The following is a 14,407-nucleotide window of genomic DNA, read 5'->3' on the forward strand; positions in this document are numbered from 1 at the left end:
GAAAATAGCGAGTATGTTACGTTTTGTTCTTCATAAAAAGAACAAAACGTTTTTTTATTAAATAAAGTAGTATCTTTCGTTATAATAACAAATAATAACGGATGATTGAGAGGAACGAAAATGAAATCTATATACATAACCGGCTATATGGGAGCTGGGAAAACAACAATTGGAAAAGCGTTAAGTAAAGAACTCCATATGGAAGTTGTAGATACAGATCAAAAAATCGAAGAGCAGAAAGAGAAAGCGATTCGGCATATTTTTGCAGAAGAAGGCGAAATGGCTTTTCGGGAATATGAAAGTGAAATGTTACGTTCACTACCGGTTCAGAATGTAATTATTACAACTGGTGGAGGAATTATTGAACGAGAGGAAAATCGAAAGTGGATGAAGGAAAATGGAACTGTTGTGTATTTATATTGCGATCCACATGTAATTGCAGAAAGGCTTCGTGAAGATACGACACGTCCACTATTTCAGAAGAAAGATATAGATGCATTTGTAACGAAATTTGAATCGCGCCGAGCTTATTATGAAGAGGCTGATATTCATATCGATACGACAAATAAGTCGGTAAAGCAAATTATGAATGAATTAAAGCAAAAGATTAATGAATAAAAAAGTGGACATACTAATCAAGTAGAGGTGATGATAATATGTCTACTAATGATTATGTACGCTTTGTGACACAGCAATTTGTGTCATATATGGATGCTCCAAAAGAGGATCGAAAACAACAGAAACAACAACGTCGTGCGGAGAAAGAGCCATTCTTAAATAAATGGTTTGGTGTTATGCCACTGAGTGCTGCTTTGTTTTATCGAAATGTAAAAAATAAAAGAAAAAAATCAAGCTAACTTTTTCGTAATATGTTTAGCAAAACAAAAATCCCCTAGTATAACAAGATGCTAGGGGATTTTTGTTTATTGCACAGATTCTTTTTCTTCAGTAACCGCATGTATTTTATTGTTTACCCATACAAATCCAATTCCGATACAAATAGAAATGCCCCACCCAACAGCGGTCATAATAGCTCTCATTTCACCATATCCATCTACACCGAAAACAGAGATGAAATAGATTTTCAAGAAACTTTTTAATATAAATTGAAGACCGAAAAATAGTGTTAAATATTGCAGTGCTGGATATATGCGACTATCCCGGTAAAGCTCACGACTTTTATCGCGGTCATGACCTTGCAGCGCTGCGATGTCCGCAGCGAAATATAACATAATTGGTTTTTTTATAAAGATTGTACATATAACGATGCAGCCAAGTACGATATGATAATATGCATCATTCCATAGCATTCGTTCCGCTGATCCAGATATTAAGTCTACCGTTGTATTAGAAATGAGTGTAATTAAAATAAAGAACCCTGTAACGTTAAACTGTTTTTCTTTTTTAAAGGTATACAGTGTATAAATAATTCCCGGAACAGAGGAAATTAACATTGCGTAATAAGGATCGATATAAGGTTTTGCAAATTTCCAAATGAGGAATGGGAATACGAGATAAAAGACAAGATCTAATATAGCTTTTTTATTTTGATTCATACAAATCCTCCTTAAGTCATACATATATTTTATAATATAATTTCTGAAAATTGTATAAGGTTTAATAAAAAAAAGAAAAGTAGATGATTAGTAGATTAAAAAAATTGTCCCTAGCGTGGTAAGTTTTTTTAGTATATAATAAAGGAAACGCTTTCATTTTTTTGGTTTGTTCACAAAATGGACGGAAAATCACATAATTACTATTGATATGTTGCTTTATAATGAAACTAATTAAATATACATGCATACAATATTGTGAAATAAATAACATAAATAATCTATATAAATGTAAACGTTATCAAAGGGAGAGGTGGAGACAATGAGTAAATTTTTCTTCAATCATAATCCAGCAACATTAGAGGATGGAAGACTTGTTAAGTATGCTGAAATTATTTATGGAGAAGGTGGCCGTTCTGTATTAGAAAATTTAATGGTGAAGGCATCTATCAGATTGCGTGATCGTTATCCGAATAAATCTGACGAACAGATCTCGAACCTCGTAAATCAAGGCATCCATGATATGTTTCAAAAATACGTGAATGAATAAGAGCAGCTACTGGCTGCTCTTATTTTTTTGTATAAGGATTGTGCTTTTAGCTGAAAATAAAGGTGCATTTTGAAGTTTGTAAAAAGGAGGGGAACAGATGAGCAATGGAATTGGTCGTTCAAAAGAAAATCTTCCAACTGATGCAAATCATGTAAGCGCGAAGGATCGTGCATATCAAAAACGTATGACAGAGAAAAAACAACAAGAGCGTAATGACGATAGAGAATAGGATGAAAAAACATCTTAAAGAAAGCTCCTTCAACAGTTGAAGGAGCTTTCTTTAAGATAGAAAATGATTTGCGGTAACATAAAAGAGACCGCCGTTTATAATTTGTATTGTAATACGTGGTTCGTATTGTTCTTGTAATGCTTGCTTTTCAATTTCATAGCTTTCTGGAAGTTCATCGCTATCTTCGTAAAATCGATTTAAAAGGTCTAAATCGTGATTCCAACGCACTCTCGCTTCTTTTGCCCACGTGTGGTCATCTTCAGCAATTATACTTTTTAAAGCATCCTCTATACGTTGTAAGCCACTTTGTGGCTTAATGATAGGTGAGAGGGTAAAACAAAAGTCAGGTATTTTTGGTGTGAGTTTGATCTCTGCTAAAGTGTCATGAAAGTTTGCAATCATTGTCCCAGAAATAAGATGAATACCGATGGAATGAAGTATGTCTTTTTTTCGGTCACATTGATAAGATACTTTTATATTTACACCAAGCCAAGGATGAAGGGGGGTATGAGTTGCCCCGCTATGCTTCACTTCCTCATATAAACGTATGTATGAGCCTAGTTCTTTTGTCGTTTCAAATATTTGATGCAAACGGGGTGAACCGTAATGAATAAGTTCACCGTCGTTTTCTTCGTTTTCCGGATTTGTAATAAGAGTAAGGCGCATCGGGTTCGGAACGCCTCCTGTTTTTTCAAGATAGTGCCAATAGAAAGGGCGGTTCATTAATAATTTATCCATTTCAATTGTTAACTGTACGTCTAATAGGTGAGGGGAACGTTCTAAAATTTCGCAGTTATTCGCCTCAAAAAAGTTGTATAAGTAATTATGAATTTCATTTTGCTGCATAGTCCTGCACCTCTGCTTCATTGCGCTTCGCAAAATCGATAATAGATGTTAAATTTTCCATTTTGATTCGAATTTCACCTTCGCTTTTTGACTGCGCGAAAATTTCTTGAATATGTGCATCAATATTTTTCATGTTGATTCTTGTTAAAATTTCATCGAGTTCACCGATTACACGTTCAAATAAATTAATTTTTTCATATAGTAGTTTTAAAATGTGCTCTTCAACAGTATGCTTTGTTGCTAAGTTATAAATATGAACATCATTTTTTTGTCCGAGACGGTGAATACGTCCAATCCTTTGCTCAAGTCGCATTGGATTCCACGGTAAGTCGTAATTAATCATATGGCTACAAAATTGTAAGTTAATTCCTTCACCACCAGCTTCGGTCGCAATTAATACTTGGGCATGAGTTTGGAACAGCTCCTTCATCCAATCTTTTTTCCCGCGCTTAAATCCACCGCGAAATGGGACAGAGGAAATGCCATGTTGTTGTAAGAACCATTGTAAATACATTTGTGAAGCTCTATATTCAGTGAAGATAATGACTTTATCGTTAACTTCTTTTATGAGCTCTAGTGCTTTATTTGCTTTGGAGTTGAACGGAATATGATTAATTTTATCCATCAGCACATCAATATGTGGGTCCTTTATGTAATGCTCATTTTCTTTCTGCCGTTTTTCTACATGTTTTTTTAATGAATAGTAAACAGCTTCACGACTACTACATGCTTCCCGTTTTAAAGTTAAGGATGAGAAAGCAGATGTAAAGGCATTTTGTTCACGCCAATTTTCAATTTCATTATACAAAGCTTGTTCTTCTTCATTAAATTCAACGAAGATTGTTCGTACATGCCTCTTCGGCCAATCAATGCCAGTGTTATGGCGTCTATTTCGAACCATTACTTTATTGATAAGAGCTTTTAAATCTTCATCGGATTCAGTGGAACGATTTTTGGAAGCATAATATTCTTCAAAATTAGATTGATTGCCTAAATGACCTGGTTTTAATAAAGAAACGAGGTTGAAGATTTCATCAATTTTATTTTGAACAGGAGTTGCGGTTAGTAATAAACAAAACTTCTTTTTTAATCGCTGTGCAAATTCATAGTTTTTTGTTTTATTGTTTTTTAGTTTATGTGCTTCATCGATAATAATAAGGTCATACTCTAGGTTTAAAACGATATCGCGATGCGGTGAACGTTTCGCAGTATCGATTGATGAAACGATGACATCAGCTTGTTCCCAAGAATAACTTTTCTTTTGAGCGACCGCAGGAATAAAAAATTTTGTGTTAAGTTCATATGCCCACTGAGATACGAGAGAAGCTGGAACGAGAATGAGTACCTTTTTTACAAGTCCTCGAACCATGTATTCTTTTAAAATAAGTCCAGCTTCAATCGTTTTTCCAAGTCCAACTTCATCTGCTAGAATCGCTTTACCATTCATTTGTTCAATGACATTTTGAGCGACCTCCAATTGATGCGGAAGCGGCGTGAAATGTGATAAATGTTTCGGTGCTTGCAATCCATCAAAAGTAGGAACGAGTAATGATTTCTCTGTTTTATAAGCTAAATGATATAAATCCCAATTTGTCCAAGGACCATCTTCATCAATTCTTTTTAAAAAATTGTTTTGCCACGTTCGATCTACGGAAATATCGACATTCATTAAGACTCTCCCACCTTTTATAAACTAAAGTGATTATTTTAAAAATCTTTATTATAAGCCTCGTAATAAGGCACTATCACAATTACTAAAAGTTAAAGAATAGGCAATGATTTAGGACTAAATCTTGAAAGTTGTATTTAATATGATTAAGAATAAAAAATTCTAAATTTTTTTTTATGCTAGAATATTGATGAAATATAGCGAATGATGTTAGGATAATGGTGTGAAATGTGTGGAATCTTTCGTATTTTATCCAAGAAAGTAACTTTTTATTTACGCTTTCATAAAAAAATATACTGAGATTCCGTATAACCTTATCTTTTCAGAATGAAAATGTTTAGATGTGGGAAGCAACTTTTATTGATTTGTCAGAGCATAAGGGGGAAAGAGCATGATTACATTACAACGTACACCGTTATTTGATGTATACGCGAAGTATGGTGGGAAAACAATCGACTTCGGTGGTTGGGAATTACCAGTTCAATTTTCAAGCATTAAAGAAGAGCATGAAGCTGTACGTACAGAAGCAGGTTTGTTCGATGTATCTCATATGGGAGAAGTAGAGGTAAAGGGTGTAGATAGTTTAGCATTTTTACAACGTGTTGTTACAAATGACGTATCTACCTTAAAGGTAGGAGGCGCACAATATACAGCTATGTGCTATGAAAATGGCGGCACAGTAGATGATTTATTAATCTACAAACGTGGTGAAGAAGACTATTTATTAGTAATCAATGCATCAAATATCGAGAAAGATTACGAATGGTTAGCAAGTCATGTAATTGGCGATGCGAAGGTAGTCAATGTTTCTAGTGAAGTTGCGCAACTTGCAATTCAAGGACCAAAAGCACAAGACATTTTACAAAAAGTTGTGTCAGAAGATTTGAAAGAAATTAAGTTCTTTAAATTTAAAAACGATATTCTTGTAGATGGAATTCCTGCACTTGTATCTCGTACAGGTTATACAGGTGAAGATGGATTCGAAATTTACTGTAAGAGTGAAGATGCTGCAAAACTTTGGGTGAAACTTCTTGAAGTTGGAGAAGAAGATGGATTAAAACCATGTGGCTTAGGTGCTCGTGATACACTTCGCTTCGAAGCAACACTTCCGTTATACGGACAAGAGTTATCAAAAGATATTACACCGATTGAAGCGGGAATTGGCTTTGCGGTAAAACCAAATAAAGAAGCAGATTTCTTTGGAAAAGAAACGTTAAAAGAGCAAAAAGAAAACGGTGCATCTCGTAAATTAGTCGGCATCGAAGTAATCGAACGCGGTATTCCTCGTACGCATTACCCTGTATTTATAGGAGAAGAAAAAATCGGGGAAGTAACGAGTGGTACACAATCTCCAACGTTAAAGAAAAGCATTGGTTTAGCACTAATTGATGTGAAATACGCAACAGTTGATACAGAAGTAGAAATTGAAATTCGTAATAAACGCGTCAAAGCAGTAGTTGTTCCAACACCATTTTATAAACGTTCAAAGTAACGGGGAGAGGGGTAGATTTCATGTTGCATCGTTATCTTCCAATGACAGAAGAAGACAAAAGAGAAATGTTACAAACAATCGGCGTTCAAACGATTGATGAGTTATTCTCTGATATTCCAGAGAGTGTTCGTTTTAAAGGGGATTTGAAAATTAAAGAAGCAAAATCAGAGCCAGAGCTTTTAAAAGAGCTATCTCAAATGGCTAGCAAAAATGCGAACTTAAAAGAATACGCTTCTTTCTTAGGAGCAGGTGTATACGATCATTACGCTCCAGTAATTGTGGATCATGTTATTTCTCGTTCAGAATTTTATACAGCTTACACACCATACCAACCAGAAATTTCACAAGGGGAATTACAAGCAATTTTTGAGTTCCAAACAATGATTTGTGAATTAACAGGAATGGATGTAGCGAACTCTTCTATGTATGACGGAGGTACAGCATTAGCTGAAGCGGCAATGTTAGCAGCTGGTCATACTCGCAAAAAGAAAATTCTTGTGTCTAATGCAGTTCATCCAGAATCAAGAGCGGTACTTGAAACATATGCAAAAGGTCAAAATCTTGAAGTTGTTGAAATTGATCATAAAGACGGTGTAACAGATTTAGACGTATTACAAAGTGAAGTAGATGATACAGTTGCTTGTGTAATCGTTCAATATCCAAACTTCTTCGGACAAGTTGAAAAGTTAGCTGATATCGAAAAAATCGTTCATCAACAAAAATCATTATTTATCGTTTCTTCAAATCCATTATCATTAGGCGCATTAACACCGCCAGGAAAATTTGGTGCTGATATTGTAATCGGTGATGCACAGCCATTTGGTATCCCAACGCAGTTTGGTGGACCTCATTGTGGTTACTTTGCAACAACGAAAGCATTTATGCGTAAAATTCCAGGACGTCTTGTCGGACAAACTGTGGATTCAGATGGTAAACGTGGATTTGTATTAACGTTACAAGCACGTGAACAACATATTCGCCGTGATAAAGCGACGTCTAACATTTGTTCAAACCAAGCGTTAAATGCATTAGCAGCATCAGTTGCAATGACGGCACTTGGAAAACAAGGTGTGAAAGATATGGCACGTCAAAATATTTCTAAAGCACAATATGCAAAACGTCAATTCGAAGCGAAAGGCTTCACTGTAACGTTCGCTGGACCATTCTTTAATGAATTTGTTGTAGATTGCAAACGTCCAGTTAAAGAAATAAATGATGTATTAATACAAAAGAATATTATCGGTGGTTACGACCTAGGCCGTGATTATAAAGAGCATGAAAACCATATGCTTGTAGCAGTAACAGAGCTTCGTACAAAAGAGGAAATTGACACACTTGTAAACGAAATGGGGGCTATCCAATGAAGAACCAAGACCAAGCACTTATTTTTGAAGTGACTAAAGAAGGACGCGTAGGATATAGCTTACCCAAATTAGATGTAGAAGAAGTGAAATTAGAAGATGTATTTGAGAGCGATTATATTCGCGTTGAAGATGCAGAGCTTCCAGAAGTATCTGAACTTGATATTATGCGCCATTACACAGCGCTTTCAAACCGTAACCACGGCGTTGATTCTGGATTCTATCCACTTGGATCTTGTACGATGAAATATAATCCGAAAATTAATGAAAACGTAGCTCGTTTCGCAGGCTTTGCAAATATTCATCCACTTCAAGATGAAAAAACAGTGCAAGGTGCAATGGAATTAATGTACGACTTACAAGAACATTTAATTGAAATTACAGGTATGGATACTGTTACGTTACAACCAGCAGCTGGTGCACACGGAGAATGGACAGGTTTAATGTTAATTCGTGCATACCATGAAGCAAATGGTGACTTTAACCGTACGAAAGTAATTGTTCCAGATTCTGCTCATGGAACAAACCCGGCGTCTGCAACAGTAGCTGGTTTTGAAACAATTACGGTGAAATCAAATGAACATGGTCTTGTTGACTTAGATGATTTAAAACGTGTTGTAAACGAAGAAACAGCAGCACTTATGTTAACAAATCCAAATACATTAGGCCTATTCGAAGAAAATATTTTAGAAATGGCAGAAATCGTCCATAACGCAGGCGGTAAATTATACTATGATGGTGCAAACTTAAATGCTGTATTAAGCCAAGCACGCCCAGGAGATATGGGATTTGACGTTGTACATTTAAACCTTCATAAAACATTTACAGGTCCGCATGGCGGCGGTGGCCCAGGTTCTGGTCCAGTAGGTGTAAAAGCTGATTTAATTCCGTACTTACCAAAACCGATTTTAGAGAAAACGGAAAATGGCTATCACTTCAACTATGATCGTCCAGAAGCAATTGGGCGTGTGAAACCATTCTATGGTAACTTCGGAATTAACGTTCGTGCATACACGTATATTCGTTCTATGGGTCCAGATGGACTACGTGCAGTAACTGAGTATGCTGTATTAAATGCGAACTATATGATGAGAAGATTAGCACCATTCTATGATCTTCCATTCGACAGACATTGCAAGCATGAATTTGTATTGTCAGGTCGTCGTCAAAAGAAACTTGGTGTACGTACATTAGATATTGCAAAACGTCTGCTTGATTTCGGTTACCATCCACCAACAATTTACTTCCCATTAAATGTGGAAGAATGTATTATGATTGAGCCAACAGAAACAGAATCAAAAGAAACATTAGATGGTTTCATTGATAAGATGATTCAAATTGCTAAAGAGGTAGAAGAAAATCCAGAAGTTGTACAAGAAGCACCACATACAACAGTAATAAAGCGTTTAGATGAAACATTAGCTGCTCGTAAACCAGTTTTACGTTATGAAAAGCTAGCACCTGTACAAGTGTGATTGGAATAAAAGAACTCGCTACATGCGGGTTCTTTTTTTTTTGCAACATTGATGCGGCTAGAATGAAAAAATGTTGAAAATTTATATTTTTTGTTTCATATTGCTGTAAAGATGCGGTTTTATAGGTGATTTTGTTGAAAAAGTCGGTTTGATAAAAGTATTTATTTTTGTTAGAATTTTATTGAAATTAAGAAGATGTGATGAGGTAGAAATTACTCATTTTTATGTATATGTGAAAAAACGAGCAAGGCGGGGGTGGAAGCGTGGGATATCGATGTTATAGAATGGTATACCATCTAGAAAATGGAGAAACAATTAAAGATGTAAAAGAATTTTGTTACAGAGACCAAGGGAAAGTGTTAGAAAGAGTAGCGCACCGTGTAATGGATAATAGAGAAGTGACAGCGATTGATAAACAAGGAACAATCATTTCAATAGCGTGTGAGGACATTGTAAAGATAGAACTTGATTACATAACAGAAAGTTAACCTTGAGTCATATCGAATTATTCGATACAATATACTGTTGAATGGTGAAGAGAGAAGAGAGGAGTTTATCATGGGTAATACAAGACACTTTTATATGTTTATTTTAGCGTTTGTTCTTGTTGTGGCGTTAACGATTTATTTAATTGTTGATAGCAGCTGGTACAATACAGTTCATCCAGCATTCCTTCTTTTTATGTATGTAGGAATTGCGGTTGTTAGTTTCGGAATGAGAGACGAAATGTTAGATCGCTTTGAAAAGTGATACATATACGAAAGACCAACAGGAAAATGTTGGTCTTTTTTTCTTGCCAAAAATAGGATGTTTTGTATATACTGTGCATATAAGGTATATACAGTATATACACACTGGAGGAAAACATGAATATTATTATTTCGAATTCTTCCCAAGACCCTATTTATGTGCAAATAAGGAAACAATTGAGCCAGCTTATTTTAAATGGTGGTTTAAAGGGTGGAGACCAATTACCGTCTATTCGTAGCTTAGCGAAGGAATTACAAATTAGTGTAATTACAACGAAGCGCGCGTACGAGGAGCTTGAAAAAGAAGGATATATAGAAACTGTTGCTGGGAAGGGGACTTATGTTTCACGTAAAAATAATGAACTATTAAAAGAACAGCGGCTACGTCTATTGGAAAGTAAAGTGGAAGAGATTGTGAATGAAAGTAAAGTGTTACAGCTTTCACTGGAAGAGTTGCAACAGATGATTGCGTGTTTATACGAGGGGGAATAAGAGATGTTAGAGCTAAAAAACGTTTGTAAAACTTATCAAGATTTCTCAGTGAAAAATGTAAGTTTTACATTGCCACGTGGATATATTATGGGATTTATCGGACCGAATGGTGCTGGAAAAAGTACGACGATCAAAATGATCATGAATTTAATCAGAAAAGAGAGTGGTGATATAAAAATTTTTGGTAAGGACAATAAGAAAGCCGAAAAGGAAATAAAACAAAATATTGGTTTTGTATATGATGAAAATCATTATTACGAAGATTTAACGTGTGAGCAAATGAAACGGATTATTGCACCGTTATATAAAAAGTGGGACGAAAAGCAGTATCAATCGTATATGCAGAGATTACAAGTTCCAACGTATAAAAAGATTAAAGAGTTATCCAAAGGGATGAAAATGAAATTTGCGATTGCAATCGCACTTTCACACCATGCGGAATTCATTATTATGGATGAACCAACAGCAGGATTAGATCCAGTTGTTCGAAGTGAATTACTTGATATGTTGCAAGAAATTGTAATGGAAGATGAAGTATCTGTCTTATTTTCAACGCACATTACAACAGACTTAGAACGCATCGCAGATTACATTACGTTCATCAATGATGGAGAAATTATATTTACTGGTGAGAAAGATGAATTAATGGAGAACTACGTAATAGTAAAGGGAAACAATGATTTATTAGATCGAGAAGGAAAAGAACTATTTGTTGGATTACGAAAAAATAAATTTGGTTTCGAAGGTTTAGCAGAGGATAAACAAGCAATTATAGATTGGTTTGGAAATGAGGTTGTATTAGAAAAGCCTCATTTAGATGATATCATCGTTTACACTGCGAAGGGGAGAGGTGCCTATGCGTCAGCTCATATATAAAGATTTGTTCTTTTTTCGGGTAACTTGGTTAGTGAATCTTGTTGTGCCCCTTGTATTATTTATGTTAGATCCAAGTGGTGAATTGTTAGTTCCGATGAGTTGTCTATTTATAACTCTTTCCTCCGTTATGACGTTAATCTTTATGGATGAAAGGAATAAAAGTGACATTATTATAAATAGTTTACCGGTAAGTCGAAAGGATATCATAATTGCTAGATATATTTCCTGTGCAATATTTATTGTAGGTGGTATGTTCTCTACTATGTTAGTTGTTTTTCTTATAAGAGGCATTGTGGTCATTGGTGATATCGGTGCATATCATCCTAATCTATACATTGAAATTCCATGGTATGAAGTAATAAATGGAGTTGTTTACGCCGTATTTTTGGTTGTCACGTTTTTCCCTAGTTATTATGGTACAAAATCGAAGGTAGTAAGAAGTATAGTATCAGCAGCATCAATAGGAGTGGGGGGAATCCTTTGGATATTTATTAGTGATGGGCTGAATGAAACAGCACCTTCATTCATTGAGTGGATTATGAATCCAATGCATATTGGTGTATTTATAGTTGGAGGAATTATATTAGCTAGTGTCTATATCGTTTCTATGTTTCTTACAATTAAAATTTATGAAACGCGTGATTTATAGAGAGGAGAATTCATATGCAACAGTTGATTTTGAAGGATTTTTTCTTACAGAAGAAGATGTTTCCTTTCTATTTTTTAATAACTATTTTATCTATTTTTAGGAATTCCGTAGAACCAATGGGGATTGCAATAGGATTATTTGTAACATGTAGTACGATTATATATATTTCTTTTTATTATGAAGAGAAAAGTAAAACAGGAAAAGTATTAGTGAGTTTGCCTATAACAAGAAAAGAGATAGTTATAGCTAAATATATTTCAACCACATTATTTATTATAGCCGGTTTGAGTACAACTTTTATAGTCGTAATATTAGGAAATATTTTGCTGGACAGAGATGTAGTTATTCCTGGATATGTAATATTTTCAGCAATATTAGCAACTTTGATTTATTGTGCAGTAATGATACCTACTAATTACATCGGAGGATATAAAGCTACTACTGTCTTGAATGTTATTATGATTTTTCCTTTAATGGGTATGATTGGACTTATGTGCAATGTTTTTGGTGATAAAACAATCATGCTAAAAGTACTTCAATCTGAAGATGCTATAATATCAATGAGTGTTCTTGGTATCGGAGTGTTAGTAAGTATAGTCATATCAATGTTGCTCTCAATGAAAATGTTTCAGGAGGCAGAGTTATAGAAGGGGCATTTTCATATTAGGCGGTGTAATAAATGATCAAGCAACTAGTCTTAAAAGATATGATGTTGCAAAGAAAGTTAGGGTTTGTTTATCTAATATGTTTGTGTTGTGATGGGAATGAAGCTAATGTATTTGAATTTATTGAAACGACAGTGGTTGCTAGTATTAGCTTTATTTTAGTGTATTTAAGCTTTGTTTTACCAATATCGTTTTGGTTAGCATATAAAAAAACTGTTTTTATTACAATATTCATATTTATAGTACCGATTGTTATTTTAGAGACGTTCTTTCAAATCAACCTGGAACAAATTCAATTATATAATAGCTTATTATTCGGGGGTTCAATATGCATGTTCATAGCATCTGTCTTCGTTTCGGTAAAATTATATGAGAAGAGAGAATTTTAAAAGGTGCCTCATACAAGGCACCTTCTTCAATAATGACAATATGAAAGCAGTAGTTTATAAACAGAAACGCTATTCGGCAAATCTTTCGGAGTATGTAATATAAAGCTGAAAACGATGATGAGAATGAGAAAGAGAAAAAATAAAAATAGGATCTGCTTATGTATAGAATTTTGCATATGATCCACTCCTTTTTTAGGTAGTATGTCCAAAAGAAAGGAGGGTATGAAAATTTTAGGAGGGAGAATGATGGAAAAAAGAAAATGGTTATATAGAATAGGGGTACTTTTATGCTCAATTGGTCTCATATTAGCAAATTTTTATTCGGATATACCACCGCTATTTCCTAGTTTGCATAAAGGGATTGGTATGAGTGTTGTCATAGTTGGTCTGCTTTGTCTTATCGCATCAAATTTCTATAGAAAATCTGAATGAATATAAAAAGGACAGTTACTTCTTTTCAGAAGAACTGTCCTTTTTATATAACTTATTCCATAGCTTGGCGATACTCCATATAATTACGATTGCAATGGAGGCAATAATTGACCAAACGATAGATGCAATTTCAAGTGCCATGTTAGGAAGGAATGTAAGAATGGATATTACTCTATGAAACAACCATTCTATTATATGAAAACTTATTTGTAATAGAATGACGATCCCGAGTGTGATCCATGCTAACATTTGTTTTCCTTTTTCTTTCCACATGACATTCACCTCACGTTAGCCTAATAATTTTAAGCCAACAGCGCCGCACAGAATGCAGCTTAAGAAGGCAAGGCGGCGCCAATCCGCTGATTCACGGAAAATAAGAATACCGAGAAGTGCACTTCCGGCAGTTCCGATTCCAGTCCAAATTGCGTAAGCAGTTCCCATCGGTAATGTGTTCATTGCAAGAGATAAGAAGAAGAAGCTTACGCCAAAGTTAGCGATTAAAATAACTTTTGGTGCCCAGCCTTTCTTTTCAGTGGCTACTTTCATAAAGAGTACACCAACAATTTCACAAATACCAGCTAGAATTAAAAATACCCAAGCCATTTTATGCGGCCTCCTTCGCTTCTTTTTCTTCTGTTACTCGTTTTAAACCAATTACTCCGAAGAAGATTAAACCAATTAATAAAACTTTTACGATAGAGAAAGGTTCTCCGAAGATGAAAATCTCTGTAAGAACGATTCCACCAGCTCCAATTCCTGTAAAGACTGCGTATACAGTGCCGACAGGTAGATCTTTATATGCTCTAAATAATAAGACGAAACTAATTGTAATTAATAGAGCAACACCAGCCCACTCAAGTGGTGCCTCCGCTTTTTTTAGTCCAATCACCCAAAAGATTTCAATAATACCAGCTATGATTACATAAATCCATGCCATATGTCATTTCTCCTTCCTACCAGTCGTTAGGTAAAGGGCTTAA

The 14,407-nt window shown here is 34.9% G+C and carries 20 protein-coding genes and 3 pseudogenes; 16 read left to right on the top strand and 7 right to left on the bottom strand.

Features of this window, described 5'->3' with window-relative positions; genetic code table 11:
* The first annotated feature begins 120 nt into the window (after positions 1-120).
* Together MKX77_RS03730 and MKX77_RS03735 are read left to right on the top strand one after the other, a co-directional pair.
* A complete protein-coding gene (locus MKX77_RS03730; RefSeq protein WP_098778899.1) occupies positions 121-618 on the top strand; it encodes a shikimate kinase in 498 nt (165 codons plus the stop codon).
* Positions 619-656: 38 nt separating this feature from the next.
* Positions 657-857, top strand: coding sequence for a YqzE family protein (locus tag MKX77_RS03735; protein WP_002015009.1), 201 nt, complete (start codon positions 657-659; stop codon positions 855-857).
* A 66-nt stretch (positions 858-923) separates the two neighbouring features.
* Here MKX77_RS03735 and MKX77_RS03740 read toward each other — a convergent pair whose 3' ends face one another.
* Both MKX77_RS03740 and MKX77_RS03745 read right to left on the bottom strand, forming a co-directional pair.
* Entirely contained in the window at positions 924-1,556 is a 633-nt protein-coding gene (locus tag MKX77_RS03740; RefSeq protein WP_215554185.1) for a VC0807 family protein, read from the bottom strand.
* Positions 1,557-1,684: 128 nt separating this feature from the next.
* Positions 1,685-1,803 (bottom strand): annotated as a pseudogene (locus MKX77_RS03745) (GTP pyrophosphokinase).
* 72 nt (positions 1,804-1,875) lie between these two features.
* Here MKX77_RS03745 and MKX77_RS03750 point away from each other — a divergent pair.
* Together MKX77_RS03750 and MKX77_RS03755 are read left to right on the top strand one after the other, a co-directional pair.
* The gene (locus MKX77_RS03750) at positions 1,876-2,103 is read left to right on the top strand and encodes a hypothetical protein (RefSeq protein ID WP_000032698.1); all 228 of its coding nucleotides are present in this window, start codon (positions 1,876-1,878) and stop codon (positions 2,101-2,103) included.
* 97 nt (positions 2,104-2,200) lie between these two features.
* Positions 2,201-2,332 (top strand): hypothetical protein, encoded by a 132-nt coding sequence (locus tag MKX77_RS03755; RefSeq protein ID WP_000064671.1) that lies wholly within the window; start codon positions 2,201-2,203, stop codon positions 2,330-2,332.
* Between the two features lie 51 nt (positions 2,333-2,383).
* On the opposite strand, the gene MKX77_RS03760 is transcribed toward MKX77_RS03755, so the two are convergent.
* Together MKX77_RS03760 and MKX77_RS03765 are read right to left on the bottom strand one after the other, a co-directional pair.
* Positions 2,384-3,178, bottom strand: a complete 795-nt coding sequence (locus MKX77_RS03760; RefSeq protein WP_002088611.1) for a YqhG family protein — start codon at positions 3,176-3,178, stop codon at positions 2,384-2,386.
* On the bottom strand, positions 3,165-4,847 hold the full coding sequence (locus tag MKX77_RS03765; protein WP_341305860.1) for a DEAD/DEAH box helicase: 1,683 nt from the start codon (positions 4,845-4,847) through the stop codon (positions 3,165-3,167). The genes MKX77_RS03760 and MKX77_RS03765 overlap by 14 nt, the downstream gene beginning before the upstream one ends.
* A 391-nt stretch (positions 4,848-5,238) precedes the next feature.
* Between MKX77_RS03765 and gcvT the strand changes: the two genes are divergently transcribed.
* The 12 genes and pseudogenes from gcvT to MKX77_RS03820 all read left to right on the top strand — a co-directional run bounded on the left by gcvT (position 5,239) and on the right by MKX77_RS03820 (position 13,427).
* Positions 5,239-6,339 (top strand): glycine cleavage system aminomethyltransferase GcvT, encoded by a 1,101-nt coding sequence (gene gcvT / locus MKX77_RS03770; RefSeq protein WP_002111803.1) that lies wholly within the window; start codon positions 5,239-5,241, stop codon positions 6,337-6,339.
* Positions 6,340-6,359: 20 nt separating this feature from the next.
* On the top strand, positions 6,360-7,703 hold the full coding sequence (gene gcvPA, locus MKX77_RS03775) for an aminomethyl-transferring glycine dehydrogenase subunit 1 (protein ID WP_341305861.1): 1,344 nt from the start codon (positions 6,360-6,362) through the stop codon (positions 7,701-7,703).
* A complete protein-coding gene (gene gcvPB / locus MKX77_RS03780; RefSeq protein WP_002122485.1) occupies positions 7,700-9,175 on the top strand; it encodes an aminomethyl-transferring glycine dehydrogenase subunit 2 in 1,476 nt (491 codons plus the stop codon). The genes gcvPA and gcvPB overlap by 4 nt, the downstream gene beginning before the upstream one ends.
* A gap of 284 nt (positions 9,176-9,459) precedes the next feature.
* On the top strand, positions 9,460-9,663 hold the full coding sequence (locus MKX77_RS03785) for a DUF3929 family protein (RefSeq protein WP_341307928.1): 204 nt from the start codon (positions 9,460-9,462) through the stop codon (positions 9,661-9,663).
* A 70-nt stretch (positions 9,664-9,733) separates the two neighbouring features.
* Positions 9,734-9,925, top strand: coding sequence for a hypothetical protein (locus MKX77_RS03790; protein WP_002088608.1), 192 nt, complete (start codon positions 9,734-9,736; stop codon positions 9,923-9,925).
* Between the two features lie 116 nt (positions 9,926-10,041).
* Complete coding sequence (locus MKX77_RS03795; RefSeq protein ID WP_002160500.1) at positions 10,042-10,416, top strand: GntR family transcriptional regulator; 375 nt, start codon at positions 10,042-10,044, stop codon at positions 10,414-10,416.
* A 3-nt stretch (positions 10,417-10,419) separates the two neighbouring features.
* Positions 10,420-11,292, top strand: a complete 873-nt coding sequence (locus MKX77_RS03800; protein WP_341305862.1) for an ABC transporter ATP-binding protein — start codon at positions 10,420-10,422, stop codon at positions 11,290-11,292.
* The gene (locus MKX77_RS03805; protein ID WP_341305863.1) at positions 11,273-11,941 is read left to right on the top strand and encodes an ABC-2 transporter permease; all 669 of its coding nucleotides are present in this window, start codon (positions 11,273-11,275) and stop codon (positions 11,939-11,941) included. The genes MKX77_RS03800 and MKX77_RS03805 overlap by 20 nt, the downstream gene beginning before the upstream one ends.
* A 14-nt stretch (positions 11,942-11,955) precedes the next feature.
* Positions 11,956-12,588: an ABC-2 transporter permease gene (locus MKX77_RS03810; RefSeq protein ID WP_341305864.1), complete on the top strand. Its 633-nt coding sequence runs from the start codon at positions 11,956-11,958 to the stop codon at positions 12,586-12,588.
* 32 nt (positions 12,589-12,620) lie between these two features.
* Positions 12,621-12,696 (top strand): annotated as a pseudogene (locus tag MKX77_RS30605) (ABC-2 transporter permease); the annotation flags it as partial.
* 8 nt (positions 12,697-12,704) lie between these two features.
* Positions 12,705-12,995 (top strand): annotated as a pseudogene (locus MKX77_RS03815) (ABC-2 transporter permease); the annotation flags it as partial.
* Positions 12,996-13,241: 246 nt separating this feature from the next.
* Positions 13,242-13,427 (top strand): hypothetical protein, encoded by a 186-nt coding sequence (locus MKX77_RS03820; RefSeq protein WP_341305865.1) that lies wholly within the window; start codon positions 13,242-13,244, stop codon positions 13,425-13,427.
* A 15-nt stretch (positions 13,428-13,442) separates the two neighbouring features.
* Here the strand turns inward: MKX77_RS03820 and MKX77_RS03825 are convergent, their stop codons facing one another.
* Genes MKX77_RS03825 through MKX77_RS03835 form a run of 3 tightly spaced genes read right to left on the bottom strand, consistent with a single transcriptional unit; the run spans position 13,443 to position 14,364 of the window.
* Positions 13,443-13,700, bottom strand: a complete 258-nt coding sequence (locus tag MKX77_RS03825) for a DUF3975 family protein (protein ID WP_341305866.1) — start codon at positions 13,698-13,700, stop codon at positions 13,443-13,445.
* Between the two features lie 15 nt (positions 13,701-13,715).
* Positions 13,716-14,030, bottom strand: coding sequence for a DMT family transporter (locus tag MKX77_RS03830; RefSeq protein ID WP_002015033.1), 315 nt, complete (start codon positions 14,028-14,030; stop codon positions 13,716-13,718).
* 1 nt (position 14,031) lies between these two features.
* A complete protein-coding gene (locus MKX77_RS03835; protein ID WP_000312339.1) occupies positions 14,032-14,364 on the bottom strand; it encodes a DMT family transporter in 333 nt (110 codons plus the stop codon).
* Between the last annotated feature and the right edge of the window lie 43 nt (positions 14,365-14,407).

The sequence above is a fragment of the Bacillus sp. FSL R9-9410 genome (assembly GCF_038050385.1).
Taxonomy (GTDB): domain Bacteria; phylum Bacillota; class Bacilli; order Bacillales; family Bacillaceae_G; genus Bacillus_A; species Bacillus_A cereus_U.